Origin of the sequence: Comamonas testosteroni (assembly GCF_000761245.1) — a bacterium.
GTDB lineage: Bacteria > Pseudomonadota > Gammaproteobacteria > Burkholderiales > Burkholderiaceae_C > Comamonas > Comamonas testosteroni_C.
This window is the reverse complement of sequence record NZ_AWOR01000068.1, coordinates 356,029-382,237: the sequence shown is the minus strand read 5'-3', so window position 1 is coordinate 382,237 and position 26,209 is coordinate 356,029. Positions and strand designations below refer to the sequence as shown.

The window sequence follows — 26,209 nt, the reverse complement described above, 5'->3', positions numbered from 1 at the left end:
TTGTCAGCGCTTGACCAGCCAGGTGCTGTAGAAGCTGGGGCGGCCCACGGCCTCGAAGCCCACTTCACGCACCCAGGTCGCACCCGCGAAGGCCTGGGGCTCCTCGAAGATCGGGATCACATAGGCCTGGTCGATCAGATAGTTCTGCACCTCGCCGGTCAGCGCCAGGCGCCGGTTGGCATCGGTCTCGGCAGCGATGGCATCGAACAGGTGGTTGAGCTTGCTGTCCTCGAAGGACTTGACCTTCTGGCTCACACCGCCTTTTTGCAGCAGCACATTGCGATTGCTCGGGTAGTAATTGCTCTTGATCACGTCAGGATCGGCGCGGCCCACCATGCCCGGCAGCACGCCGGTCTTGTCGGGGTCCAGTGTGTCCACCGTGCGACTGCCCGAGTCTCCGGCCAGCACATTGAGCTTGATGCCCAGCCTGGCCCATTGCTGGGCCACCAGCTGCAAGGTCTCCTTGTTCTGCGGCTGGGGCAGGGATTCGTAGGTCGAGAGCACGAAGTCCTGGCCGTTCTTCTGGCGCAAGCCGTTGGCGCCCAGGCTCCAGCCGGCCTCGTCGAGCAATTGCCTGGCCCTGGCCTCGTCAAAGACCAGCTTGGCCGACAGGTCTACATAGCCAGCTGCCGTGGAGGCGATCACCGAACGTGCCTGCGGGTAGCGCGGCGAGAACAGGGTTTCCACGATCTCCTTGGTATTGGTGCCATGCAGCAGGGCCTGACGCACCTTGAGGTCGGCCACCAGGGCGTTGTCGGGGCGGATGGCGATGCTGTTGTTCACGCCGCGCGTGGACGGCGCGTAGATGGTGAACTTCTGTTGCTCCACGCGCTTTTCGTCATAGGCCTGGACCTGGCGGATGAAACCGGCCTGGCCGGCCAGCAGCGCGCCTATGCGCACGCTGTCCTCGGGCGTGACGATGAACTTGACTTCATCCAGGCGTGCGCGGCCCTGGTGGGCCAGCTTGGCCGGACCCCAGCTGTAGTCCTGGCGCGCCTTGAGCACCAGCTCCTTGCCCAGGGTCTCGCTGGCCACTACGAAGGGGCCCGAACCTATGATGCGCGTGGCATCGCCAAGCTCCTCGAACGGACGATCCAGCGTGGCCGGCGAGACCAGGCCCGAGCCGATCACCGAAGTGCCCTGGAGAAAGCCCGGCGAGGGCTTTTTGAAGAAGAACTTCACGGTCAGCGGATCGACGACTTCGCTGCGCTCATAGTTGTTGATGACCTCGGAAACCGGCTGCTTGAGCGCCTTGTTGCCCAGACCGTAGGTGTCGAAGTTGCGCGCCACGGCGGCCGCGTCCAGCGGCGATCCGTCCGAGAAGCTCACACCGGAGCGCAGCTTGAAGCTGTACTCGGTGGCATCGGCGTTCACGGTCCAGGACTCGGCGATCCAGGGCTGGATCTCCAGCGTCTCGGGGTCTTGGTAGGTCAGCTTGTCCGTGATCTGGTTGAGCACGCCGCCGTTGGGATAAAAGCCCCCGGCAGGCGGATAGAGATTGGTATGTGCCTGCTGTTCCAGGTAGACCAGGGTGCCGCCCTGAGTCGGCTTGGCCGATGCATCGGCCTGGGCCGTGCCGGATTGCCTGGAGCAGCCAGCCAGCAGCATGCTGCCCGTCAGCACTGCCACTGCGGCCCATAGAGCGCGGCGTTTGGCCGACTTGTTCACTGGCTGTTTTATCGACGGATCCGTCTGCGAAGGGAAAAACACGTTCATACCTCGTCGCCACATGGCGTTGAAAACTCAGGTTCCGGACGCATTGCCGCAGCGGCTGACCGGATTCATGGTTCTCATGCTATCGACGCCAAATATTCGTGTTCATATATTGAGTAGCATCGTTATTCGAAAAACAACTAAGAGGCGCGAGCCTGCATATTTGCTAAGCGCATAAGCGCAGACGAATTCCTTTGTTGGTCCGGCGTGCCGCTCTCACAACAATGGCCTGGCATTCCTTTATCGAAAGCCCGCTCATGAGTCATCTCAACGAATATCTTTCCGAAAAACGCGCGGCCGTGCTGGCACGCAGTGCCGCCATTGCGGCGGGCACGGCCCAGGCCGCCAGACTCAAGGCCAGCGTGCGTGCCGAGGGGCGCAGCGGAGTGCGCCGTCTGCGCATCCGCGAGCACCAGGTCATCAGCGACAGCCCACCCGACTTCGCGGGATACAACCTGGGGCCGAGCTCGCCTGAGCTGCAGCTGGGCGTGCTGGGCACCTGCGTGACCCATATCTTTCTGATCCAGGCGGCGGAGCGCCAGGTGCCGCTGGAGAGCCTGGAGGTCGAGGTCACGGGCGTCATAGACCCGCGCGGCGGCAAGCCCGGCCACGAGACGACGCCGATCTGGCCGCACGAGATCGGCTATACCGTGCATATCGATTCGCCGGCCAGCCGCGCCGAGATCGATGCGCTGTTCGAGGCCGTGGAGAGAACCTGCCCCATCCTGAACCTGCTGCGCAACCCCCAGTCCATCCGCGCCGAGGTGCGCCATACCGACTCCAGCGCGCCCGAGCGCCTGGCGGCCTGAGAACCTTTTGGAAAGACTTTTGCATGAGCTTGCCACTCGACCATATCGTCATCGCGGTCCAGGACCTGGAGCGCACGATTGCCGACTACCAGTCCCTGGGTTTCAATGTGCTGCGCGGCGGCGAGCACCCGGGCCGCTCCACGCACAACGCCCTGGTGGTTTTTGCCGACGGGGCCTATTTCGAACTCATTGCCTGGCGTGCCGCAGCGCCCGAGGAGCGCTGGTGGCAGCAGTTGCAGCAGCACGGCGAGGGCCTAGTCGACTTCGCGCTGCTGCCCACTGAGACTGGCGCCGTGGTGGCGGCGGCCCAGGCGCGCGGCCTGGGCTATGAAGCCCCTTATGAGGGCGGGCGTCTGCGTCCCGATGGAGAGCAGCTACGCTGGCGCAATGCACGCCCTCCAAGCCCGGACCTGCCGTTTCTGTGTGGCGACCTGACGCCGCGTGCCCTGCGCGTGCCTGAAGGCCAGGCCCGCGTGCATCCCAATGGCGCAACCGGCGTGGCCCGCTTGGATGTGGTGGTGAAGGATCTGCAGGCCAGCCTGGCGCGCTGGCGGGCATTGCTCGGCGATGCAGTGAGCGTCGGCCCGCTGAGGGTCTCGGCCGACGGCAGCACGCAGCAGGTGTCGCTGGGTCTGGGCTCCACCGAGCTGGTGCTGGCCGCTCCCGTCCAGGCGCAGGGCCCTCTGGCCCAAAGACTGGCCACGCGCGGCGAAGGCCCTTATGCGGTCGTGCTGTCGGTGCCGCAGCAGGCATCAGCAGGGGCACTTGACGAGGTCGCCACCCACGGGGTGCGCCTTGAGCTGGCACAGCATTCCGGGATCGAGGTGGAAACCGCCGCCGCCTAGGTCCAATAACAGGGGCGCTAGAATAGCGCCCCTGCTGACACCCATGCCCACTTCGGTGGGCGTTTTCGTTGCGGCCGCGGCAGCCTTTGCGGGCCGGCGCGGTGCAGCGCTGCCTTTCATGACCACAGCTAAAACGCCTGCCACTCTGGGCATCGATTTCGGAACGTCCAACTCTGCCGCTGCCTATCGCCTGCCTGGCAAGACCGCCGCTTTGCTGCCCCTGGAAGGGGCGGCCACCGGCATGCCCACGGCGCTGTTCTTCAATACCGAAGAGCACAGCACGCATTTCGGCCGCGATGCCATGCAGCAGTATCTGGCAGGCGAGGAAGGGCGTCTGATGCGTTCCCTCAAAAGCCTGCTGGGCAGCAGCCTTTTGCTGGAAAAGACTGCGGTGCACGAGCAGCTTGTCAGCTACCAGGACATCATCGCGATCTTTCTCAAGCGCGTGGCCGACCAGGCGCGCCAGGCGCTGGACGGACGTCTTCCCGAGCGTGTGGTGCTGGGGCGTCCCGTGCATTTTGTCGACGAGCACCCGCAGCGAGACCGTCAGGCGCAGGATGCGCTGGCCGCTGCGGCGCGCGCCGCCGGCCTGGGAGAAGTCAGCTTCCAGCTGGAGCCGATTGCGGCGGCACTGGATTACGAACAGCGCCTGAGCGAGGAGCAACTGGTGCTGGTGGTCGATATCGGCGGTGGCACCTCGGACTTCACGGTGGTGCGTTTGGGCCCGCAACAGGCAGGACATGCAGACCGCACCCAGGACATTCTTGCCACCACCGGCGTGCATATCGGAGGCACGGATTTCGACCATCGCCTCAATGTGGCCCAGGTCATGCCGCTGCTGGGCTACAAGCACATCGGCCCCAGCGGGCGTGAGGTACCCAGCAGCGTGTTCTTCGATCTCTCCACCTGGCATCTGATCCAGTGGCTGTACACGGCCAAGGCCCTGGCTTCGGCACGCGGTCTCAAGAGCGATTACAGCGATCCGCAACTGCACCAGCGCCTGATGAAGGTGCTGGATTGGCGTGAAGGCCATAGGCTGGCCGATGCGGTGGAGCAGGCCAAGATTGCGGCTTCGCAAAGCCATGCGGCCTCGGTCATAGCTCTGGACTGGCTGGAGCAAGACCTGCCGGCGGCCATCTCCCCGGAGGTTCTGCAGGAGCAGTTGCAGGCCTTGCTGCTGCAGGTCGTTGAATGTGCGCAGGACTGTGTGCGCCAGGCCGGCGTGGCGGCACCAGACGCCATCTATCTGACCGGCGGCTCGTCGGCCCTGCGAACCCTGCGCGATGCGCTGCGCGTTGCTTTCCCCGATGTGCCTCAGGTCGAAGGCGACCTGTTCGGCGGCGTGGCCACCGGTCTGGCCTATGCCTGAGCCTGAAGCCGCCTGAGCCGCTACGTGGCTTCCCCCAAGGGGGGCGGCAGCGGTGCGTCGGAGCGGTCCTTGCCAGGCGTCTCCGGTTTGTACCGCGCCCGGTTCAAGTGCTTATTCTTCTTCGGCGGCTCGCTTGAGCTCCAGCGCACGGTCGTAGAGCGTGTTGCGGCTGGCGCCCGTGATTTCGGCGGCCAGCTTCACTGCCGTCTTGGTCGGCAACTCGGCCAGCAGCAGCTTGAGCACACGCTCGGCCTCGCCTGACTCCTGCTGCACCGTCACGGGGTGCAGCACGATGGCGAACTCGCCCTTGACTCGCTGTGGCGAGGCCTGCAGCCAGGCTGCCAGCTCGTGGGCCGGCATGCTCGCGATATCTTCAAACTGCTTGGTGATTTCGCGCGCCAGCGTGACGCGACGCTCGCCCAGCAAGGCCAGTGCCTGGGCCAGCTCGATGATGCGGTGCGGGGCTTCGAGCAGCACGGTGCAACGCGGCTGGTCGGCCAGTTTTTGCACGGCGGCCAGCCGTTCGGCATTCTTGGTGGGCAAGAAGCCGGCAAACACAAAACCGCTTTCGCCCTGTGCCGGCGTGACGGCACCGGCCACGCTGATGGCCGATGTCACGCTGCTGGCGCCGGGCAGCGGAATGCTGCGCAGGCCCACGGCCTGCAGCGCCGCGCACAGACGCGCGCCCGGGTCGCTGACGCCGGGTGTGCCTGCATCGCTGACATAGGCGACGCGCTGGCCTTGCTGCAGGCGCTCGATCACCTGCTGGGCGGCTTCTGCCTCGTTGTGCTGATGCACGGCCAGCAACTGGTTGCCGGGGCGGTCCAGCCCGTAACTGCGCAGCAGGCCCTGGGTGTGGCGCGTGTCTTCGCAGGCGATGCAGTCCACGATCTGCAGCACATGCAGCGAGCGCAGGCTGATGTCGGCCAGATTGCCAATCGGCGTCGCCACCACATACAGGGCTGCCTGCGGATAATGCTGGGAAGCGGCCGCGTCATGTGCGGCAGTCAGTGCAGAGGCGAAAGAGGTAGTCAATGGATTTCCTTGGAAAGCGGCCCAAGCCGGCGCAAAGCACAACCGCACGCGGGCAGCAGGCCGAGGATGCCGCGTTGGCCCATTTGCTGGCGCGGGGCCTGAAGCTTGTCGAGCGCAATTATCGGACGCAGGGCCGTGGTGGCGGCGAAATCGACCTGATCCTGCGTGACCGCGACGGGTCTTTGGTGTTCGTCGAAGTCCGCAGCCGCAACACCGAGCGCTTCGGCGGTGCCGCCGGCAGCATCGGCCGCCTCAAGCAGCAGCGCATCGTGCTGGCCGCCAGGCACTATCTGATGAGGCTTGCGGCAGCGCCGCCATGCCGCTTTGATGTGGTGCTGGTCGACAGCTGCGGGAACCAGATGCGCATAGAGTGGCTCCAAGCGGCATTCGAGGCGCTTTAGTCGCCGCGTCATAGTTGTGCGCAACACTGATGCGCAAATAACGGTTTGCTACCAAAGAGATAACAGGTGGCGGGTATCATCGGGCCTCCATGCTAGAGCAACGAATTCAACAGCATTTCATCGACAGTGCCGACCTGAAGTACCAGGCCGCCCAGGCGCTGAGCCAACCTATTGCTTCCGCCGTACAGGCCATGCTGGCCTGCGTGACGGGCGGCGGCAAGGTGTTGGCCTGCGGTACGGGTGTTTCGGCCAGCGATGCCCAGTTATTTGCCTCCCTGTGCGTGACAGGGTTCGAGCGCGATCGTCCCGAGCTGGCGGCCGTGGCCCTGACTTCCGATGGCGGCCTGCTGGGCAGCGTGGGAGCCACGGGCTCGGGCGGCAATGCCAGCCAGTACCTGGCGCGTCAGGTGCGGGCGCTGGGGCAGCCCGGCGATCTGCTGCTGCTCATGTCGGTGACCGGCAACGACACGGCCGTGCTGGAGGCCCTGGAAGCCGCCCACGAGCGCGACATGATGGCCGTGGTCTTGACAGGCCGCACCGGCGGCAATCTGGCCACCGCCGTGCGCGAGACCGATGTACTGATCTGCGTGCCCCATGACCGTGCGGCGCGCGTGCGCGAAACCCATACCTTGATCCTGCACTGTCTGGCCGACGGTGTGGACTCTCAACTGCTTGGTGACCAGGAGATGCCTTTATGAAGTTGAAGTGGACCCGTGTTGCATGTGCGGCCCTGACCGTTGCCGCTCTGGGCGGTGCCTTGAGCGGTTGCGTGGCTCTGGTGGGTGGCGGTGCCGCTGTGGCGGGCATGTCGGCAGTGGACAGGCGCACCACCGGCACTCAGGTTGAGGACCAGGGCATAGAACTGCGTGCCGGCAATCGCATCAGCGAGGTGATGGGCGACAAGGCCCGCGTCAGCGCCACCAGCTACAACCGTGTAGTGCTGCTGACCGGCCAGGCAGGCAATGCGACGGACAAGGCGACCATCGAGAAGCTGGTGCGCGAACAATCCACCGTGCGCCAGGTCTACAACGAGATCGAGGTCGTGCCTTTCACGGCCACTCTGGGTCAGCGCTCCCAGGATTCTCTGATCACGACCAAGGTCAAGGCCAGTCTGGTCAACGCCAAGGACATTTCATCCTCGGCCATCAAGGTCGTGACCGAGAACAACGTGGTCTATCTGATGGGCATAGTCACGCCGCGCGAATCCAAGCGGGCTGCCGAGATTGCCCGTGGCGTCAACGATGTGAGCAAGGTTGTGCGCCTGTTTGAGGTCATCTCCGAAGATGAGCTGGCTGCTGCAACATCCAAGGCCGCCCCTGTGGTCGAGGATCGCTCCAGCATGAACTGAGGCGAACTGACGGTCACAAAAAAAGCCGGACTCGAGTCCGGCTTTTTTCATGGCGCAGCGGCTCAGCGCAAGCGCTGAATCAGGCTGGAGGTATCCCAGCGATTGCCACCCATGGCCTGTACATCGGCATAGAACTGGTCCACCAGCGCGGTGACGGGAAGGCGCGCGCCATTGCGCTGGGCCTCGGCCAGCACCAGCCCCAGATCCTTGCGCATCCAGTCCACGGCAAAGCCGAAGTCGAACTTTCCCACGGCCATGGTCTTGCCGCGATTGTCCATCTGCCAGCTCTGGGCGGCCCCCTTGCCGATCACGTCGAGGACCTTCTCCACATCCAGGTCGGCACGCAGACCAAAGGCAATGGCTTCGGACAGGCCCTGAACCACACTGGCCACGCAGATCTGATTGACCATCTTGGTCAGCTGTCCGTTGCCGCATGCTCCCATATAGGTAAAGGCGCGCGAGAAGGCGTCAGCCACCGGGGCAACCTGATCGAATACATCCTGATCGCCGCCGCACATGACGGTGAGCTGGCCGTTGACTGCCCCGGCCTGGCCGCCCGATACCGGGGCATCGATAAAGTGCAGGCCGCGTTTGCGTGCTTCGGCATACAGCTCGCGTGCCACCTGGGCCGAGGCCGTGGTGTGATCGACAAAGACGGCGCCAGGCTCCATGCCCGCAAAGGCGCCGTCGTCACCCAGCACAATGGAGCGCAGGTCGTCATCATTGCCCACGCAGGAGAAGACCATGCGTGCGCCCTTGACGGCTTCACGGGGCGTGGCCGCATGGCTGCCGCCGGGGAATTCCTCGGTCCAGGCCTCGGCCTTGGCCGCCGTGCGGTTGTAGACCGTGACCTGGTGGCCAGCCGCAGCCAGGTGCCCGGCCATGGGATAGCCCATGACACCCAGGCCCAGAAAGGCCACAGGAGTGGAAGCGCAAGCAGCGTAGCTGCGGGAGGCGATGGTGGCGGTGCTCATGAAATCCTCTAAGACTTGGTGCGAAACAGTTCGATCATGGTAGCGCCGGAGTGCATGGCCGTGGCTGACAGCAGGGGGCAGGGCGGCCCGCCACCCAGCAAAAACCGCGCTCCTCCTGTGGGAAGAGATGCCAGCGCCTTGGGCTTAGACGATGGTCAGGTGTTCGGTGCCGGCCGCCAGATCCAGCGTCCGGGCGCGCTGGCTGTTGAGCTTGATCTGTAGACGCAGGTCGTTGACCGAGTCTGCATTGCGCAGCGCATCTTCGTAGGTGATGAGATTGGACTCGAACAGGTCGAACAGCGCCTGGTCGAAGGTCTGCATGCCGATATTGCGGCTTTTCTTCATGATCTCCTTGATCTCGACGACCTCGCCCTTGAAGATCAGGTCGGCGATCAGCGGCGAGTTGAGCATCACCTCGATGGCGGCTACACGGCCCTTGCTGTCCTGCTTGGGGATCAGGCGCTGGGAAATGATGGCCCGCAGGTTCAGCGAAACGTCCATCAGCAACTGCGGACGGCGTTCTTCGGGGAAGAAGTTGACGATGCGGTCCAGCGCCTGGTTGGCGCTGTTGGCGTGCAGTGTGGCCAGACACAGATGCCCCGTTTCAGAGAACGCAATCGCATGCTCCATGGTTTCGCGGTCGCGGATTTCGCCCATCAAAATCACGTCGGGCGCCTGGCGCAGCGTGTTCTTGAGTGCCGCTTCCCAGCTGTCCGTATCCAGCCCCACCTCGCGTTGCGTGACTACGCAGTTCTTGTGCGGATGAACGAATTCCACGGGGTCTTCCACCGTGATGATGTGGCCGAAGGAGTTCTCATTGCGCCAGTCCACCATGGCAGCCAGCGTGGTGGACTTGCCCGAGCCCGTCGCGCCGACCAGGATGCACAGGCCGCGCTTGGTCATGGTCACTTCCTTGAGCACCTGCGGCACGCCCAGGCCGTCAATCGTGGGCAGGGTGGTGGGAATGGTACGCAGCACCATGCCGACCTTGCCCTGCTGCATGAAGGCATTGACACGGAAGCGCCCCACGCCGGCCGGCGAGATGGCGAAGTTGCACTCCTTGGTGTGCTCGAAGTCCGCCACCTGCCTGTCGTTCATGATGGAGCGCGCCAGGGCCAGCGTATGCAGCTGGCTCAGCGGCTGGGGCGAAACCTTGGTGACTTTGCCGTCGATCTTGATGGCGGGCGGAAACTCCGCCGTGATGAACAGGTCGCTGCCGTTGCGGCTGACCATGAGCTTGAGCAGATCGTTGATGAATTTACTGGCCTGATCGCGTTCCATGATCACTCCTTGTCCAGCGGCCAACAGCAAGGGCCACTCTAAAAAACTGGCGCGGCCCAAGCGAGAGACAGCCAGCAAGGGCCGCCCCGCAGCAAAGGCTGTCGTCCCCCTGGGGGGAAGCGGCAAAGCCGCTCAGGGGGGAAGCATTATCCCGGGAAATTCTCGGGAATCTTCGCCTTGCTGCGCGCTTCGGCCGGGCTGATGAGGTTGCGGCGCACCAGATCGGTCAGGTTCTGGTCCAGGGTCTGCATGCCCATGTTCTGGCTGGTCTGGATGGTGGAGTACATCTGTGCCACCTTGGCCTCGCGGATCAGGTTGCGGATGGCGGGCGTGCCCAGCATGATCTCGTGCGCTGCCACACGGCCCTGGCCGTCCTTGGTCTTGCAAAGCGTCTGTGAGATCACGGCCTGCAGCGACTCGGAGAGCATGGCGCGCACCATTTCCTTTTCATCGGCCGGGAACACGTCGATGATACGGTCGATGGTCTTGGCCGCCGACGAGGTGTGCAGCGTGCCGAACACCAGGTGGCCGGTTTCGGCCGCCGTCATGGCCAGGCGGATGGTTTCCAGGTCGCGCATTTCGCCAACCAGAATCGCGTCCGGATCTTCACGCAGCGCGGACTTCAGCGCTGCCGCGAACGACAGCGTCATGGGGCCGACTTCGCGCTGGTTGATCAGGCATTTCTTGGACTCATGCACGAATTCGATGGGGTCTTCCACCGTCAGGATATGGCCGTACTCGGTCTCGTTGAGGTAGTTGACCATGGCCGCCAGCGTGGTGGACTTGCCCGAGCCCGTGGGGCCGGTCACCAGCACCAGGCCGCGCGGCTTCAGGGCCAGGTCGGCAAAGATCTTGGGGGCGTTGAGCTGCTCCAGCGTGAGGATCTTGCTGGGAATGGTACGGAAGACGGCCGCCGCGCCGCGGTTCTGATTGAAGGCGTTGACACGAAAACGGGCCAGGCCTTCGATCTCGAACGAAAAGTCCACTTCGAGAAATTCTTCGTACTGCTTGCGCTGGGCATCGCTCATGATGTCGTAGACCATGGCGTGCACGGTCTTGTGGTCCAGCGGATCGATGTTGATGCGACGCACATCGCCGTGGACGCGAATCATGGGTGGCAGTCCTGCCGACAAATGCAAGTCCGAAGCCTTGTTCTTGACACTGAATGCCAGCAATTGCGTGATATCCACGGAGATCCCTCTCTGGTTTGATACTCTGGCGCCAATTATGACGACGATTGAAAACAATCTGGGGCAGATTCATGCCCGCATCGCAGCCGCTTGCGCCAGTGCAAGCCGGCCCGTGACATCGGTGCAGCTGCTGGCCGTTGCCAAGACTTTTGGCGCGGATGCGGTGCGCGAGGCCGTGCTGGCCGGCCAGCGCAGCTTCGGCGAGAACTATATCCAGGAGGCCGTGGAGAAAATTGCCGCGGTGCGCGCCATGCAGCTGGCGGGCGGCGAGGCGCTGCAATGGCATTGCATAGGCCCCATCCAGAGCAACAAGACGCGGCTGGTGGCCGAGAATTTCGACTGGGCTCAGACCGTGGACCGGCTCAAGATCGCCGAGCGCCTTTCGGCCCAGCGTCCGCAGGGCATGGCACGGCTCAATGTCTGCATCCAGGTCAATGTGGATGGCGGCGCCACCAAGTCCGGCGTCATGGCCGAGCAAGCCCTGGAGCTGGCCGAAGCCATGGTGAAACTGCCCAATCTGCAGCTGCGCGGCATCATGAGCATTCCTGACGACACTCCTGATTTCGAAGCGCAGTGCGAAGTCCACAAAAGGGCTGCGTCCATCTTCTATGCCATAAAGTCCAGCGCTCTCGCGGGGCTGGAACATTTCGACACGCTGTCCATGGGCATGACCGGCGATCTGGAGGCCGCCGTGGCAGCGGGCAGCACCATGGTGCGCGTGGGCAGCGGGGTATTTGGAAGGCGTACCTACGGTACGCCCACCCCCTGAGCCGCGTAGCGGCTTCCCCCTCTCTATCTCTCTCTCTACGCGCTGCGCGCTAGGGGAGGGGGACGACACCCTCGGTGCGGGGCGGCCCTTCCTTGGTGTCTCTGAGTTGGTCCGCGCCGGTATCAGACCGCTGAGGCCATGCCATACCGCACAGGAGATTGTGCTCAAGGCCGTTTCATTTGGCACTCGGTCGGCAGCTCGACCTGCTGCGCTGAATAGATGGCATCGGTTCTGAAGCCGTAGTTCGTGCCTTCCCAGCCGGTCTTGACCAGCTTGTCGTCCACGGGGGCGATGGTGTTGACGACCTGGGGCAGCAGCAGCTGATGGTCCTTGCCGCGCATCTTGACGGGCCCGAAGACGGTGTCCATGGACATGTCTTCCATGGCCTTGGCAATTTTCACGGGCTCGGTGGACTGGGCCTTGGCCATGGCAGCGGCCAGCATGCGCGGCACAAGGTCCATGCGCGGGGCCAGAAAGTCCTGGTTCATCCTGGCCTTGTACTCCCTGGCGCGGGCGTCGGCCTGGGCGCGGTCGGCCATGCCGGGGTGCCATTCCGCCACCCAGGTCACCTGGCCTGTCCTGGCCTGGGAAATGGAGGTCACGGTGCCCGGAAAGCCGCCTGCGCTATGGTTGAAGTAGCGCAGGTTGTAGCCCGAATCACCTGCGGACTTGAGCAGCAGAGCCAGATCCTGGCCCCAGTTGCCGGTGATGACGGAATCGGTTCCGGCTTCCTTGATCTTGGCCACATAGGGGGCAAAGTCCTTGATGCGGCCCATGGGGTGCAGGGTCTCGCCCACGAACTGTACGTCTGGCCTTGCCTTGCCGACCATGCTGCGCCCGAAGCTGGCCCATTGCTTGCCGTGGGCATAGTCCTGGTTGAGCAGAAAGACCTTGCGGATCTCGGGCTGGGTCTTGATGTAGTTGGCAATGGCCTGCATGCGCATGGCCGTGTTGGCATCGAACATGAAATGCCAGAAGCTGCAGGACTTGCCGGTCAGCTCGGGATCGATGGAGCTGTGGTTGAGTATCAGCACCTCCTTGCCCGGGTTGCGCTGGTTGTAGCGCGATGCCGCCTGCACCAGGGCCGTGACCACCGAGGAGCCCGAGCCCCCCGTCACCACCACGCGTGCGCCCTGGTCAATGGCGGCCTGCAGCGCGCTCTGGCTCTCCTGGGCCGAGAGCTTGCTGTCGAACTGCAGCAGCTGGAATTTCGCGCCGTTGTAGAGGCCGCCCTTGGCGTTCACGTCATCGACGGCATAGAGCACATGGTTGCGCATGACCTCTCCCACATTGGCAAACGGGCCGGAGAGCGGGTCGATGAATGCGATCTTGAACGGCTCTGCCGTCTGGGCGGATACGCTGCCGGCGCAAAGACCGGCGGCCAGCGCAATGGCTGAGAAGCGAACGGACATGGTTTTGTCTCCAGGGAGTTGGAATGGCGCCTTGGCCTCTGGGGCTCTCAGCTGGCGTTGTTGCTGGTGGAGGAAGCGCTCTTGCGGCGCCTGGGGGGCGAAGGGTCTTGCGGCGGCGGCGCAGTGCGGCTCGCGCGCTTGCGTGGTGCAGGAGCAGGAGCAGGTGCAGGTGCAGGTGCAGGATTGCGCAGGCCCAGCACGCGCGAGGCCAGATCGGTCAGTTCGACCACCATCTCGGCCGGCCCCAGCTTGCCGCCGGGCTGGTACCAGTTGTAGAGAAAGCCCGGCAGACTGCAGGCCGCCTGGGCCGTGATGCGGGTGTCGCGGAAATCGAAATGCCCGCTGGCGCGGCCTTCGTCGAGCAGGGCGCAGAACTGTTTGTAGAACTGCTGGGCCACATTGCGCGAGGCCTTGAGATAGGCGGGACTAAAGGCCTGCGGCTCGCGGTAGGGGAAAAAGCCCGCCGGGTAGTGCGCAATGGTGGCGGCGATCAGGCGCTGCAGGCCGTCCACGGCTTTTTCATGCGCGGGGCGCGGGTCGTCGGACGCAAAGTCCAGCACCGTGAAGCAGGCCTCGGTCGGAGCCCAGCACAGGGTCTCGAAGATTTCCTGCTTGTTGCGGAAGTAGTAGTAGACAAAGGGCTTGGTCACGCCCAGCGCCTGCACGATCTGCTCGATGGTGGTGTTGGCATAGCCATAGCGGTCGAACAGGGCTTCGGCGGCCTTGAGAATGCGCTCGCGCTTCTCGTCGGAGCCTGCCGTGGGCAGGCGCTGGCGGCCGCGCGGCGCCACGGGGGCGGCCGGCTTTCTGGCGGTCTTTCTGGATGGGGCGGACATGAGGGTTTGCGCGTGTCGCATTCGTTATACCGATGGGTAGCATTGTTCTACCGGCAGGTATACATTGACAAGACGCCGAGCAGCAGATTGCCCTAAGGCAATCCCTGAGAACGCCCGCAAAGTGGCGCCGCTGTTCGGTCTATACGAGACACCCAGGAGACAACCATGGCTGAATCCGAGACCCTCATCCCCCTGCATGAGGCCTTGCGCCGCAACGCGCGCAACCACCCCGAGCGCGATGCCTACATCTGGTACGGCCAGCACATCAGCTGGCGCCAGATGGATGAGGCCAGCGATGCCGTGGCCGCCCATCTGCAGCAGCTGGGCGTTAAGCAGGGCGAGCCCGTCGCCCTGTTCATGAACAACTGCCCGCAGTACATCGTTGCGCATTACGCGGTGCAGAAGATCGGAGCCATCGTGTGCCCCTGCGGGCCGCTGAACAAGGAGCACGAGCTCGAATACCAGCTCAACGATCTGCAGGCCCGGATCATCATCGCGGCCGATGTGCTGCTGCCCGTGGTGGACAAGGTGCGCAGCAGCACGGCACTTGGGCATGTGCTGGCCGTGCGCTACGGCGACTGGCTTCCCGCAGCGCCCACGCTGTCCCTGCCTGCCGAGCTGCAGGCCCCCGTGCAGCAGCTGCCCGCCGATGTGACGTCGTTCTGGGATCTCATGCACAGCGGCGCCAGGCCTTCCCATGTCGAGGTGGACATGGATGAGGTGGCGCTGATGACCTATACCTCCGGCACCACGGGCCTGCCCAAGGGCGCCATGCTGAGCTTCGGCGCGGCCGCGTACAAGACGGCCGGCGCGTCCCAGGTGACCGGGGTCAGCGCCGAGGATGTCCTGCTGGCCGTGGCGCCGCTCTATCACATTGCCGGCATGTCCATGGGCGTGAACATGCCTGTGCATTCGGGGGCGACCTGCGTGCTGCTGCATCGCTTCGATCCGCTGGCTGTGGCGCAGGCGCTGGAGCGCTATCGCGTCAGCTGGTGGTACAGCATCGCGCCCATGAATGTGGCGCTGATGCAGGTGCCTGGCGTGGAGAAGATGGATTTCAGCGCGCTGCGCCGCAACACCGTCACCAGCTTCGGCATCACCTATACCGAGGATCTGGCGCAGAAATGGCGTCAGTTCGCGCCCAACGCCATCTCCAGCGAGGCGGCCTACGGCCTCTCGGAAACCCACACCATGGATACCTTCATGCCCGGCGATGCCATCCGCTGGGGCACGCATGGCAAGCCCTCGCCGGGCAACGAGATCCGGGTGATAGATCCGGAGACCGGCGCGCCGCTGGCGGCAGGTGAGGTGGGCGAAATCATCATTCGCGGCCCGGGCAACTTCAAGGGCTACTGGAACAAGCCCGAGGCCACGGCCAAGACCCTCAAGAACGGCTGGGTGCATACCGGCGACATGGGCAAGTTCGATGCGGACGGCTATCTGACCTTCATCGGCCGTTTCAAGGAAATGATCAAGGTCTCGGGCTACAGCGTCTTCCCCGAGGAGGTGGAGACAATTTTGATCAAGCATCCCGCCATTGCCCAGGCGGCCGTGATCGGCGTTGCCGACGCCCAGAAAGGCGAGGTCGTGCGCGCCTTCATCGTGCGCAAGCCCGGGCAAAGCCTGGAGGCGGACGGGCTGCTGGCCTGGAGCAAGGAAAACATGGCCAGCTACAAGGCTCCGCGCGAGGTGCGCTTCATCGATGCCTTGCCGGCCACCGGCGCTGGCAAGGTATTGCGCCGCCTGCTCAGGGACATCCCCTGAATCTTTGCGCCAAAAGCGGGTGAACCCCTTGGTTGGTGAGTGCTAGAAGCTATTCAAACGAGAGTCCTATGTTCAAGAAAGTCCTGATCGCCAACCGCGGTGAAATCGCCCTGCGCATCATCCGAGCGCTGCAGGAGCTGGGCATTGCCAGCCTGGCGGTGTACGCCGCCGATGATGCACAGGCCCCGCATGTGCAGGCCGCAGACGAGGCGCAGGCACTGGGCGCCAGCGGCCCGGCAGCCTATCTCGATGGCGCGCATCTGCTGCGTATCGCGCAGCAGCATGGTTGTGATGCGCTGCACCCGGGCTATGGTTTTCTCAGCGAGAACGCGGACTTTGCGCGCGCCTGTGCGGCAGCCGGGCTGCGCTTTATCGGCCCGACGCCCGAGCAGTTGGCGCTGCTTGGCGACAAGGCCAGGGCCCGTGCGCTGGCGCAGCAATGCGGCGTGCCCCTGATGCCCGGCAGCACCGAGGCCGTGACGCTGGAGCAGGCCCAGCAGTTCTTTGCGCGCCAGCAGGCCGACGGGGCCAGCGGCATCATGATCAAGGCCATCGGCGGTGGCGGCGGGCGCGGCATGCGTGCGGTCACCGAGGAGGGCGATGTGGCGGCCGCCTACCAGCGCTGCCGCAGCGAGGCCCAGGCAGCGTTCGGCGTGGACGGCGTCTATGTCGAGCGGCTGATGAGCGGCGCGCGCCATATCGAGATTCAGTTGCTGGGCGACGGCAGCGAATGGCCCATGGCGCTGGGCGAGCGCGAATGCACGCTGCAGCGGCGCTTCCAGAAGCTGGTGGAGATTGCGCCCAGCCCCAGCCTGACGCAGCCGCTGCGCGAGCGCATCACCGAGGATGCGCTGCGCATGGCAGCCAGGCTGCGCTACGAGAGCCTGGGCACGTTCGAGTTTCTGGTCGATCTGCAGTCCGAGTCTCTGCCCTATGTCTTCATCGAGGCCAACCCGCGTCTGCAGGTGGAGCACACGATTACCGAAGAGGTCTTTGGCGTCGATCTGGTGCAGGCCCAGATCCGCATTGCGGCGGGCGAGCATTTCGCCGATCTGGGCCTGAACGTGAATGCCCCGCCCCGGCCGCGCGGCTATGCCATGCAGTGGCGCATCAATGCCGAAACACTCGATGCCCAGGGCCACTCCCGCCCCGGCAGCGGCCGCATTGGCGAGCTGCAGTGGCCGCAAGGGCCGGGCATACGCCTGGACAGCCATGCGCAGCAGGGTGTCAGCCCGTCGCCCCATTACGACACCTTGCTGGCCAAGCTCGTCGTGCACAGCAACGCGCCGCATTTCGAGGATGTGCTGCGCCGTTCCCGGCGTGCGCTGGCCGACTGCCGCATCGCGGGCCTGGCCACCAATCTGCCGCTGCTGCAGGCCCTGGCGCAGCGGCCCGAGATGCTGGATCAGACCGTGCACACGCGCTGGCTCGAAGAGGTCTTGCCGCAACTGCTGGATGCTGCGAAAGAGATAGCTTCAAGCGCAAGCTATTCAACGAACTCAGATACTTTTGATTCTGAAATCAAGGTGTATCAAGCGCAGCAAGCTCCTGAAAATGCTGTGCTGGCGCCCATGCCGGCCAGGGTTGTGCAATGGTCCGTGGCAGCGGGCGAGACGGTGGCCAAGGGCGCCGAGCTGGGCATTCTTGAAGCCATGAAGATGCAGCATGTGCTGCTGGCGCAGGCCGCAGGCCATGTCCAGCAACTGCTGGCAGAGCCCGGCAGCTATGTGGCGCAGGACCAGGCCTTGCTGGTGCTCGCGCCCGTGCAGGGCGAGGCGGCGCATGCCGAGGTGCAGGCGCAGCTGCAGGACCCCGACCACATCCGGGATGATCTGCAGCGCGTCAAGGAGCGCCATGGCTTCACGCTCGATGCGGCGCGACCAGGCGCCATGGCCAGGCGCCATGCCCAGGGCAGCCGCAGCGCGCGCGAGAACATTGCCGATCTTTGCGATGCAGGCAGCTTCATCGAATACGGAGCGCTGGCGATTGCCGCGCAGACGCGCAGGCGCAGCCTCGACGATCTGGTGGCCAACACACCGGCCGACGGCATGGTCACGGGCATGGGCTCCATCAATGCCGCGCAGTTTGGTGCAGAGCGGTCGCGCGCCGTGGTCATGTCCTATGACGCCACGGTGCTGGCCGGCACCCAGGGGGCGCGCAATCACGCCAAGACCGACCGCATGCTGGGCATTGCGCTGCAGCAGAAGCTGCCCGTGGTGCTGTTTGCCGAAGGCGGTGGCGGCCGGCCCGGCGATACCGATACACCCGTGGTCGCGGGCCTGCATGTGCATACCTTCGCGGCCTATGCGGCGCTGTCGGGTCAGGTGCCGGTGGTGGGCATCACCCATGGGCGCTGCTTTGCGGGTAATGCCGCGTTGCTGGGTTGCAGCGATGTGATCATCGCCACGCGCAGCAGCAATATCGGCATGGGCGGACCGGCCATGATCGAGGGCGGCGGCCTGGGTGTCTTCAGGCCCGAAGAAGTCGGTCCCGCCAGCGTGCAGCACGCGAATGGAGTGATCGACATCCTGGTCGACGACGAGGCCCAGGCCGTGGCCGCGGCCAGGCACTATCTGTCCTTCTTCCAGGGGCGCATCGACCAATGGTCCGAGCCCGATCAGCGCCTGCTGCGCCAGGTCGTGCCCGAGAACCGCCTGCGCGCCTACGACACCCGCGCCGCCATGGCCGGGCTGGTGGACGAGGGCAGTCTGCTGATGCTGAGAGCTGGCTTCGGCGCCGGCATCCACACTGCGCTGGCGCGCATCGAGGGCCGGCCCGTGGGGCTGATGGCCAACAACCCGGGCCATCTGGGCGGCGCCATCGATGCCGACGCGGCCGACAAGGCGGCGCGCTTCATGCAGCTGTGCAATGCCCACGGCATCGCCATCGTCAGCCTGGTCGACACGCCCGGCTTCATGGTGGGGCCGGAGATCGAGAAAACCGCCCAGGTGCGCCATGTCAGCCGGCTGTTCGTCATGGCGGCCAAGCTGCGCGTCCCATACTTCAGCGTGGTGCTGCGCAAAGGCTATGGCCTGGGCGCCATGGGCATGACGGCGGGCAGCTTTCATGCGCCCATCTTCAATGTGGCCTGGCCCACGGGCGAGTTCGGCGCCATGGGTCTGGAGGGCGCGGTGCGGCTGGGCTTTCGCAAGGAGCTCGAAGCCCTGCCCGAGGGGGCTGAGCGCGATGCGCTGTTTCAAAAGCTGCTGGCCCAGCAATACGCGCATGGCGAGGCCATGCACATGGCTGCAACGCTGGAAGTCGATGCCGTCATCGACCCTGCGGAGACCCGCGCCTGGCTGGTGCGCGGCCTGGCCGGTGCGCGCCTGCGCGAGGGTGAAGGCCGCTTCGTGGACACATGGTAAACGCTGATGGAGATTACGCATTTGCAGCGTTTAATCGGCCGGAATCTTCGACGTACAAAGCGCTTGTAGCTCATGTTTTTGATATGAGCTGCATACGCAAAACCATATTCCGGCTCATGCTAAGCTGAATGTCTTGCACCAGCGCCCCGGCGGCCAAACGGCTGCTCCGGGGTGTTTTTGATTGCCCAGTATTTGCGATTGGAGATATCCCATGCCCGGACTTTTGCCCGACGTCGATCCCGATGGCCTGCTTGAATTCTCGGTGGTCTACACCGATAGAGCGCTCAACCACATGTCCAAGAAGTTCGTGGGTGTGATGCAGGACATCCTGGGCATGCTCAAGGATGTCTATCACGCCAACACGGCCGTGCTGATTCCCGGCAGCGGCACCTTCGGCATGGAAGCCGTTGCGCGCCAGTTCGCCAACCGCGAGCGGGTGCTGATCGTGCGCAACGGCTGGTTCAGCTACCGCTGGACGCAGATCTTCGATGCCGATGCGGGCCTGGGCGGCGGCTCCGTGGTCTGCAAGGCGCGCAAGCAAGGCGAGGGCAGCCAGGACCCCTGGGCACCATGCCCGGCAGCCGATGTGGCCGAGACCATTCGCGTGGAGCGCCCAAAGGTGGTGTTTGCCCCGCATGTGGAGACGGCCAGCGGCATCATGCTGCCCGACGAATACCTGCGCACCGTTGCCGACGCTGCGCACGAGGTCGGCGCGCTGTTCGTGCTGGACTGCGTGGCCTCCGGCGCCATGTGGGTCGATATGGAGAAAACCGGCGTGGACGTGCTGATCTCGGCACCGCAAAAGGGCTGGAGCAGCTCGCCTTGCTGCGCCATGGTCATGCTCTCGGCGCGCGCCCGCGAGGCCATAGAGCACACGCAAAGCTCCAGCTTCTCCTGCGACCTGAAGAAATGGATGCAGATTGCCGAGGGCTATGAAAAAGGCCAGCACGCCTATCACACCACCATGCCCACCGATGCGCTGCTGCGCCTGCGCGACGTGATGCTGGAGACGCGCGAGTACGGCTTTGCCAAGGTGCGCGAAGAGCAGATGGAGCTGGGGCGCAAGGTGCGCGAGCTGCTGCAGTCACGCGGCTTTCCCAGCGTGGCCGCCGAGGGCTACAAGGCTCCCGGTGTGGTCGTGAGCTACACCACGGATGCGGAAATCCAGAGCGGCCGCGCCTTTCTCAAGGTCGGCCTGCAGACCGCCTCGGGCGTGCCGCTGCAATGCGATGAAGGCCCGGACTTCAAGACCTTCCGCATCGGCCTGTTCGGCCTGGACAAATGGCATGACTCGGATCGCTCCGTGGCGCATCTGTCCAAGGCGCTCGACGATATCGGCATTGCCCGGACCTGAGCCAAGGTGGCCGGCAGTATTGCTGCCGTGACATTTTTTCGACCCGACTTCGTACTAAAGTCGGGTTTTGTTTATTCAGCGCATCCGATATGAAAAAAGCAATCTCCGTGATCGGTCTTGTATGGGCCATGGGTGCTGGCGCAGTGGTTCATGCTGCGCCGGTCACCACCGCCAGCGGGCTGATCTATGAAAGTCAGGTCGAAGGCAGCGGCCCCAGTCCCAAGGCGACGGATACCGTCAAGGTGCATTACCGCGGCTACTTCCCCGATACCGGCAAGGAGTTCGACAGCTCCTATGCCCGCAAGCAGCCCATCGAGTTCCCGCTCAATGGCGTGATCCCCTGCTGGACCGAGGGCGTGCAGAAGATGAAGGTTGGCGGCAAGGCCAAGTTCACCTGCCCGCCAGCCATTGCCTACGGCTCACGCGGCGCGGGCCGCGCCGTGCCTCCCAATGCCACGCTGAACTTCGATGTGGAGCTGCTGGGCATCCAGGGCCGTTGATCAAGGCCTGTCGATCTCAAGCCGCTTGGCCAGGCGCTGCAGATTGGCACGATCGAGCTGCAGCTCGCGCGCTGCGGCGGCCCAGCTGCCCTGGTGGCGGGCCAGGCTGGAGCTGACCAGCTGGCGTTCATAGGCGCTGACGGCGGCGCGCAGGCCGGCCTCGGGCGCAGCCGTCGGTGTGGCCGGATCCATGGACGCTGGGGCCTGTTCGGTGGCTGGCGCCTCGGCCCGCTCCCAGAGATCGGCCAGCCCCAGCGTCACGATGCGCAGCCTGGAGCCGGCGCGGCTGGCGCTGCCGTCATGGCGGCTCAGGGCCCTGAGCACGGCGCGGCTGATGCAGTGCTCGAGCTCGCGCACATTGCCGGGCCAGCTGCGATTGAGCAAGGCCGCCTGTGCGGCCGCATCCAGGCGCAGACCGCCTAGCCTGAGCCTGGAGCGGTTCTCCTCGAGGAAATAGCCCGCCAGCTGCAGCACGTCGCTGTCGCGCTCGCGCAGCGGCGGCACATTGAGCGGATAGACATTGAGGCGGTGATAGAAGTCCGCGCGCATGCGCCCGGCACCGACTTCGGCTGCCAGGTCGCGGTTGGTGGCGGCGATCACGCGCACATCCACATGGTGCTCCCGGTCCGAGCCCAGGCGCTGCAGCTGGCCGCTTTGCAGCACGCGCAGCAGCTTGGCCTGCACGGGCAGCGAGAGTTCGCCGACCTCGTCGAGGAACAGCGTGCCCTGGTGCGCCTGCTCGAACTTGCCGCTGCGCTCGCTCAGCGCTCCTGTGAAGGCCCCGCGCACATGGCCGAACAGCTCGCTCTCGACCAGGTTGTCGGGCAGGGCCGCGCAGTTGATGCTGATCATGGGCTTGCCGGCACGGCCCGACTGCGCATGCACGGCCTGCGCCACCAGCTCCTTGCCAGTGCCGGTCTCGCCGGTGATGAGCACGCAAAGATCGCTGGCTGAGACCAGGGAAATGTCTTTTTGCAGCTGGCGCATGACGGGGCTTGCGCCCTGCAGTCCGCGCTCCTGCGGCGCGGCTGCTCTGGCAGAGCCGGTGGCGCCGCGCGCGAGCTGGGACAGCTGGTGCACGCGCTCGGCCGTGGCCACGGTGGCCGCAGCCAGATTGCTGAAGGCCTGCAGCATGGCCAGCGCCGCAGGGTCGGCAAAGCGCCCCGGCTCCAGTGCATCCAGCGTCAGCAGGCCCCAGGGCATGCCGCCCAGCTGCAGCACGCAGCCCATGCAGTCATGCACATGCAGCTCGCTGATGGCCTGGCCCTTGTGCGCCACCAGCCCGTCATAGGGATCGGGCAGGGGGCTGTCGGGTTCGAAGCGCATGGCCTGGCCGGCGGCCAGCAACTGGGCAAAGCGCGGGTGCTCGGCCAGACGGAAACGTCGGCCAAGCGTATCGGGCATCAGGCCGTCGATCGCCATGGGGCGCAGCCATTCACCTTCCAGCTTCAGCAGGGCCACGGCATCGGCGGGCAGCAGGTTGCGCAGTGCGGCCAGCAGACGGCGCAGGCGTTCGCGCTCGGACAGGTCCTGGGCCAGATCGGCGATCAGCGGGCTGACGGCGTTGAGAATGTGGGATGTTGTCATAACGACAGCGTTATGCGTCAAAAAGACATCAATTGAGCAATGTCATATTGACTCATATTTTTGCAAGCCATTGTTTTGCAGTGGTCTTGATGCTGGCATGCCGTTTGCATTTATCTGTTCAAGCCTTGCAGCTGGCAAGGCAGCAACCAGGAGATTTGCATGCTTACCGAACGTCAACGCGAGATCGTCAAGGCCACCGTGCCGCTGCTGGAAACCGGCGGCGAGGCGCTGATCACGCATTTCTACCAGACCATGCTGGGCGAGTACCCCGAGGTGCGCCCGCTGTTCAACCAGGCTCACCAGCAAAGCGGTGCCCAGCCACGCGCTCTGGCCCACAGCGTGCTGATGTATGCCAAGAACATCGACCGCCTGGAAAACCTGGGCAATCTGCCCGCCCAGATCATCAACAAGCATGTGGCGCTGCAGGTGCAGGCCGAGCATTACCCCATCGTCGGCACCTGCCTGCTGCGCGCCATTCGCGAGGTGCTGGGCGCCGAGATCGCCACGGACGAGGTGATCGCTGCCTGGGCGGCGGCCTATCAGCAACTGGCCGATATCCTGATCGCGGCCGAGCGCAGCGCCTACGATCAGACGGCGGCGGCCGAAGGCGGCTGGCGCGGTGCGCGCGCCTTCAAGCTGGTGCAAAAGCAGGCCGAATCGGCCGAGATCACCTCGTTCTACCTGGAGCCGGCGGACGGCGGCGCGGTGATCGCCCATCAGCCCGGCCAGTACATCGGTCTGCGCGTGGTGGTCGACGGCCTGGAGCAGCGCCGCAACTATTCGCTGTCGGCGCCTGCCAACGGCAAGAGCTATCGCATCAGCGTCAAGCGCGAGGCCGGCGGCAAGGTCTCCAACCATCTGCACGACCAACTGCAAGTGGGCGATACGCTGGAGCTGTTCCCGCCTGCCGGCCACTTCACCTTGCAGGCCAACGCCAAGCCCCTGGTGCTGATCAGCGGCGGTGTGGGCATCACGCCCACGCTGCCTATGCTGCAGGCCGCGCTGCCCACGGGCCGCGAGATCACCTTCATCCACTGCGCGCGCGATCGCGGCGTGCACGCCTTTCGCGAGAAGATCGATGCGCTGGCCAGCAGCCATGAGCAGCTCACGCGCCGCTATTGCTACGACCAGGCGGATGCGGGCGATGAAGTCGATGCCCAGGGCCTGCTGAGCACCGAGCGACTGGCCCAGTGGCTGCCCGAGTCGCGCGATGCCGATGTCTACTTCCTGGGCCCGCGCGGCTTCATGCGCAGCGTCAAGCAGTCGCTGCGCGAGCTGGGCGTGCCCGAGGCCCAGGTGCATTACGAGTTCTTCGGCCCGGCCGAAGCTCTGGCCTGACGTTATCGCACCCCCTGAGCGGTTTTGCCTCGGCCCTTGCTAGGCGTCCCTCGTTTTGGGCGCGCCGGTTTTGAGCGCTGTGATCTGCAAACAAATGGATGCTCATGAAAAAAGAGCTGCCTGCGCTTGGTATTGCTGAGTTTCAGTGCATAAAGTATCTGAAACCATTGCAGAACCAGCGCGAGCAGCTCTTTTTATTGAGACGGCGATTGGGCTCATTGCTCTTTGAACTGGGCGAATGCCCAGTGAGAGGCATCGAGCAAGGGCCGCCCAGGCGCAAAGCGCCTCAGGCGGTCAACGGTAGTACGCTTCGACCGTGCCCTTGAGCTTGATCAGCAGGGGCTTGCCCTTGCGGTCCAGGGTCTTGCCGGCGGGCACCTTGACCCAGCCTTCGCTGACGCAGTATTCCTCGACGTCAAAGCGGTCCTTGCCGTTGAAGCGGATGCCGATGTCGTGCTCGAACACGGCAGCCACATGGTGGGGGCTGCGAGGGTCAACGGACAGATGGTCGGGCAGTTCGGGGCGGGTGGCTTCGGTCATGATTTCTCGAGAGTCAGGCAATACAAGAGCGCTATTTTCGGTGCAATTGCAAAAGCCTGCCGCCTGTTGCCGCAATGGTGCAGCGCAGGCCATGCGCGGCCATCGGGGCCGCAGGCATAGGCGAGCCGGCCCGACTCGCCTATGCTTGCGCCATGCTCACCGAAGAACAACGCCTGTCCCTGCAGCGCGCCAAGCGGCTGCCGCTGATTTTGCTGCTGCTGGTGACGGCCGGCTTCATCGCCACGGCGCTGGCGGGCTCGCGCTGGGGGCTGGAGGGCCAGGCCGTGCCGCTGTGGCTGGTGTGCCTGCGTGCCATCTGCGAGGCCGCCATGGTGGGGGCGCTGGCCGACTGGTTTGCGGTCTCGGCGCTGTTCCGCCACATTCCGCTGCCGCTGGTGGGGCGGCACACGGCCATCATTCCGCGCAACAAGGACCGCATAGGGCGCAACCTGGCCACTTTCGTGCGCGACAAGTTTCTCGACGCGCCTTCGCTGGTGGCGCTGATCGAGCGCAACAACCCGGCCCAGGCGCTGGCCGACTGGCTGACGGCTCCCGCCAACAGCCAACTGCTGGGCAGACAGGTGGCGCGGCTGGCACTGGCCGCGCTGGAGATGGTGCAGGACAAGCAGGTCGAGAAGTTTCTGACCCAGTCGCTCAAGGCCGTGATGCAGCATGTGGATCTGTCGCGCGCGGCCGCTTCGCTGCTGTCGGGGCTGACGGCGGGCGGGCGTCACCAGGAGGTGCTCGACGATGTGCTGGCGCGCATCAGCCGCGTGCTGCGCCAGGAGCAGACCCATGTGATGATCGCGCAGACCATCGTGGTCTGGCTCAAGCGCGAGCACCCGATCAAGGAAAAAATGCTGCCCACCGACTGGCTCAGTGACAAGGGCGCCAGCGTGATTGCCAGCGCTCTCGACAGCCTGCTGCAGGATGTGGCCCAGAACCCCGGCCACCGTTTGCGCCAGGCCTTCGACAACTCGATACAGCGCCTGATCGATGGTCTGCAGAACGACCCGGCCTACGCCGAGCGTGTGGAAAAGCTGCGCAACTATCTGCTGCACGACGAGAAGCTGGCTGTCTACCTGCGCGAGCTGTGGGCCGGCTGGCGCGCCAGGCTGGAGCGTGATCTGGCCGACGAGAATTCGGCCATGGCGCGGCGCGCCGCCGTGATGGGGCGCTGGCTGGGCCAGGCTCTGGCGCATGACGAGGCACTGCGCGAGTCCATGAACGAGCGCCTCAAGCGCTGGGCGACGACGCTGGCGCCCGATGTCTCGCAGTTCATCGCCCGCCATATTGCCGACACGGTGCAGCGCTGGGATGCCGAGCAGCTGGCCACGCTGATCGAGGCGCATATCGGCAAGGATCTTCAGTACATACGCATCAACGGCACGCTGGTGGGCGGGGCCATCGGTTTGCTGCTGTTTCTCATCTCGCATGCTGCGGCCCTGTGGCGCAGCCTGCTGGCCTGGCTGGGCTAAAGCCCTTTCACGGCGCAGTAGCGCATTCCGATGCCGGGCGACGCTGGTTCTGGCCTGGTCAAAGTACTTAACAGTAAAAATTCTTTCGAATGCTTGCTGTTTATGTTTAAAATGAGAACCATTCGCAACAAGAAGACCTTGCGGTAATCTTTGACTCAGCCAGGCATGCCCATTGAATGGCCGCATGCCGCCATGCCCCGCTGCATGGTGTAGCCAGGGACGATCTCATGCGCAGATCGTGATTGCCTTCTTCATCACTCCAACAGCGCGAATGCTTCGCTGACCGGCACCTGCTTTCCGT

Annotated in this window: 22 protein-coding genes; 13 read left to right on the top strand and 9 right to left on the bottom strand. The window is 64.6% G+C overall.

Annotation, left to right across the window (positions count from 1 at the left end; genetic code table 11):
* Positions 1 to 3 precede the first annotated feature (3 nt).
* Positions 4 to 1,716 (bottom strand): TIGR04028 family ABC transporter substrate-binding protein, encoded by a 1,713-nt coding sequence (locus P353_RS20650; RefSeq protein ID WP_052084953.1) that lies wholly within the window; start codon positions 1,714 to 1,716, stop codon positions 4 to 6.
* A gap of 221 nt (positions 1,717 to 1,937) precedes the next feature.
* Between P353_RS20650 and P353_RS20645 the strand changes: the two genes are divergently transcribed.
* From P353_RS20645 to P353_RS20635, 3 genes are all read left to right on the top strand, one after another.
* Positions 1,938 to 2,522 carry an OsmC family protein gene (locus tag P353_RS20645; protein ID WP_198529108.1) on the top strand — a complete coding sequence of 195 codons (585 nt, stop codon included), beginning with the start codon at positions 1,938 to 1,940 and terminating at the stop codon, positions 2,520 to 2,522.
* Between the two features lie 23 nt (positions 2,523 to 2,545).
* Positions 2,546 to 3,367: a VOC family protein gene (locus P353_RS20640; protein ID WP_034373795.1), complete on the top strand. Its 822-nt coding sequence runs from the start codon at positions 2,546 to 2,548 to the stop codon at positions 3,365 to 3,367.
* A 118-nt stretch (positions 3,368 to 3,485) separates the two neighbouring features.
* Positions 3,486 to 4,736, top strand: a complete 1,251-nt coding sequence (locus P353_RS20635) for an Hsp70 family protein (RefSeq protein WP_034374198.1) — start codon at positions 3,486 to 3,488, stop codon at positions 4,734 to 4,736.
* Between the two features lie 111 nt (positions 4,737 to 4,847).
* Here P353_RS20635 and rsmI read toward each other — a convergent pair whose 3' ends face one another.
* Positions 4,848 to 5,771, bottom strand: a complete 924-nt coding sequence (gene rsmI, locus P353_RS20630) for a 16S rRNA (cytidine(1402)-2'-O)-methyltransferase (protein ID WP_034373791.1) — start codon at positions 5,769 to 5,771, stop codon at positions 4,848 to 4,850.
* Between rsmI and P353_RS20625 the strand changes: the two genes are divergently transcribed.
* From P353_RS20625 to P353_RS20615, 3 genes are all read left to right on the top strand, one after another.
* Positions 5,771 to 6,172, top strand: a complete 402-nt coding sequence (locus P353_RS20625; protein WP_034373788.1) for a YraN family protein — start codon at positions 5,771 to 5,773, stop codon at positions 6,170 to 6,172. The genes rsmI and P353_RS20625 overlap by 1 nt on opposite strands.
* A gap of 89 nt (positions 6,173 to 6,261) precedes the next feature.
* On the top strand, positions 6,262 to 6,870 hold the full coding sequence (locus P353_RS20620; protein WP_003068456.1) for an SIS domain-containing protein: 609 nt from the start codon (positions 6,262 to 6,264) through the stop codon (positions 6,868 to 6,870).
* Positions 6,867 to 7,520 (top strand): BON domain-containing protein, encoded by a 654-nt coding sequence (locus P353_RS20615; RefSeq protein ID WP_034373786.1) that lies wholly within the window; start codon positions 6,867 to 6,869, stop codon positions 7,518 to 7,520. The genes P353_RS20620 and P353_RS20615 overlap by 4 nt, the downstream gene beginning before the upstream one ends.
* A 62-nt stretch (positions 7,521 to 7,582) precedes the next feature.
* Here the strand turns inward: P353_RS20615 and P353_RS20610 are convergent, their stop codons facing one another.
* The 3 genes from P353_RS20610 to P353_RS20600 form a co-directional block, all read right to left on the bottom strand.
* Positions 7,583 to 8,494, bottom strand: a complete 912-nt coding sequence (locus tag P353_RS20610) for an NAD(P)-dependent oxidoreductase (RefSeq protein ID WP_034373784.1) — start codon at positions 8,492 to 8,494, stop codon at positions 7,583 to 7,585.
* Positions 8,495 to 8,638: 144 nt separating this feature from the next.
* A complete protein-coding gene (locus tag P353_RS20605) occupies positions 8,639 to 9,775 on the bottom strand; it encodes a PilT/PilU family type 4a pilus ATPase (protein ID WP_034373781.1) in 1,137 nt (378 codons plus the stop codon).
* A 146-nt stretch (positions 9,776 to 9,921) separates the two neighbouring features.
* A complete protein-coding gene (locus tag P353_RS20600; protein ID WP_003073812.1) occupies positions 9,922 to 10,965 on the bottom strand; it encodes a type IV pilus twitching motility protein PilT in 1,044 nt (347 codons plus the stop codon).
* 37 nt (positions 10,966 to 11,002) lie between these two features.
* Here P353_RS20600 and P353_RS20595 point away from each other — a divergent pair, with 37 nt between their 5' ends.
* Entirely contained in the window at positions 11,003 to 11,734 is a 732-nt protein-coding gene (locus P353_RS20595; protein ID WP_034373778.1) for a YggS family pyridoxal phosphate-dependent enzyme, read from the top strand.
* Between the two features lie 164 nt (positions 11,735 to 11,898).
* Here P353_RS20595 and P353_RS20590 read toward each other — a convergent pair whose 3' ends face one another.
* Complete coding sequence (locus P353_RS20590) at positions 11,899 to 13,146, bottom strand: branched-chain amino acid ABC transporter substrate-binding protein (protein WP_034373775.1); 1,248 nt, start codon at positions 13,144 to 13,146, stop codon at positions 11,899 to 11,901.
* Positions 13,147 to 13,193: 47 nt separating this feature from the next.
* A complete protein-coding gene (locus tag P353_RS20585; RefSeq protein WP_052084952.1) occupies positions 13,194 to 13,982 on the bottom strand; it encodes a TetR/AcrR family transcriptional regulator in 789 nt (262 codons plus the stop codon).
* 165 nt (positions 13,983 to 14,147) lie between these two features.
* Here P353_RS20585 and P353_RS20580 point away from each other — a divergent pair, with 165 nt between their 5' ends.
* The 4 genes from P353_RS20580 (at position 14,148) to P353_RS20565 (ending at position 20,965) form a co-directional block, all read left to right on the top strand.
* Positions 14,148 to 15,746 (top strand): AMP-binding protein, encoded by a 1,599-nt coding sequence (locus P353_RS20580; RefSeq protein ID WP_034373772.1) that lies wholly within the window; start codon positions 14,148 to 14,150, stop codon positions 15,744 to 15,746.
* A 68-nt stretch (positions 15,747 to 15,814) separates the two neighbouring features.
* Positions 15,815 to 19,111 (top strand): acetyl-CoA carboxylase family protein, encoded by a 3,297-nt coding sequence (locus P353_RS20575; RefSeq protein ID WP_034373770.1) that lies wholly within the window; start codon positions 15,815 to 15,817, stop codon positions 19,109 to 19,111.
* Between the two features lie 211 nt (positions 19,112 to 19,322).
* The gene (locus P353_RS20570; RefSeq protein ID WP_034373767.1) at positions 19,323 to 20,465 is read left to right on the top strand and encodes an aminotransferase class V-fold PLP-dependent enzyme; all 1,143 of its coding nucleotides are present in this window, start codon (positions 19,323 to 19,325) and stop codon (positions 20,463 to 20,465) included.
* Between the two features lie 89 nt (positions 20,466 to 20,554).
* Positions 20,555 to 20,965: an FKBP-type peptidyl-prolyl cis-trans isomerase gene (locus tag P353_RS20565; RefSeq protein WP_003073797.1), complete on the top strand. Its 411-nt coding sequence runs from the start codon at positions 20,555 to 20,557 to the stop codon at positions 20,963 to 20,965.
* On the opposite strand, the gene norR is transcribed toward P353_RS20565, so the two are convergent.
* Positions 20,966 to 22,552, bottom strand: a complete 1,587-nt coding sequence (gene norR / locus P353_RS20560) for a nitric oxide reductase transcriptional regulator NorR (protein WP_034373764.1) — start codon at positions 22,550 to 22,552, stop codon at positions 20,966 to 20,968.
* A gap of 159 nt (positions 22,553 to 22,711) precedes the next feature.
* Between norR and hmpA the strand changes: the two genes are divergently transcribed.
* Positions 22,712 to 23,890, top strand: coding sequence for an NO-inducible flavohemoprotein (gene hmpA / locus P353_RS20555; RefSeq protein ID WP_034373762.1), 1,179 nt, complete (start codon positions 22,712 to 22,714; stop codon positions 23,888 to 23,890).
* 294 nt (positions 23,891 to 24,184) lie between these two features.
* Here hmpA and P353_RS20550 read toward each other — a convergent pair whose 3' ends face one another.
* Positions 24,185 to 24,430 carry a DUF3297 family protein gene (locus tag P353_RS20550; protein ID WP_003050615.1) on the bottom strand — a complete coding sequence of 82 codons (246 nt, stop codon included), beginning with the start codon at positions 24,428 to 24,430 and terminating at the stop codon, positions 24,185 to 24,187.
* A gap of 152 nt (positions 24,431 to 24,582) precedes the next feature.
* Between P353_RS20550 and P353_RS20545 the strand changes: the two genes are divergently transcribed.
* Positions 24,583 to 25,908 (top strand): DUF445 domain-containing protein, encoded by a 1,326-nt coding sequence (locus tag P353_RS20545; RefSeq protein WP_034374192.1) that lies wholly within the window; start codon positions 24,583 to 24,585, stop codon positions 25,906 to 25,908.
* Positions 25,909 to 26,209 lie beyond the last annotated feature (301 nt).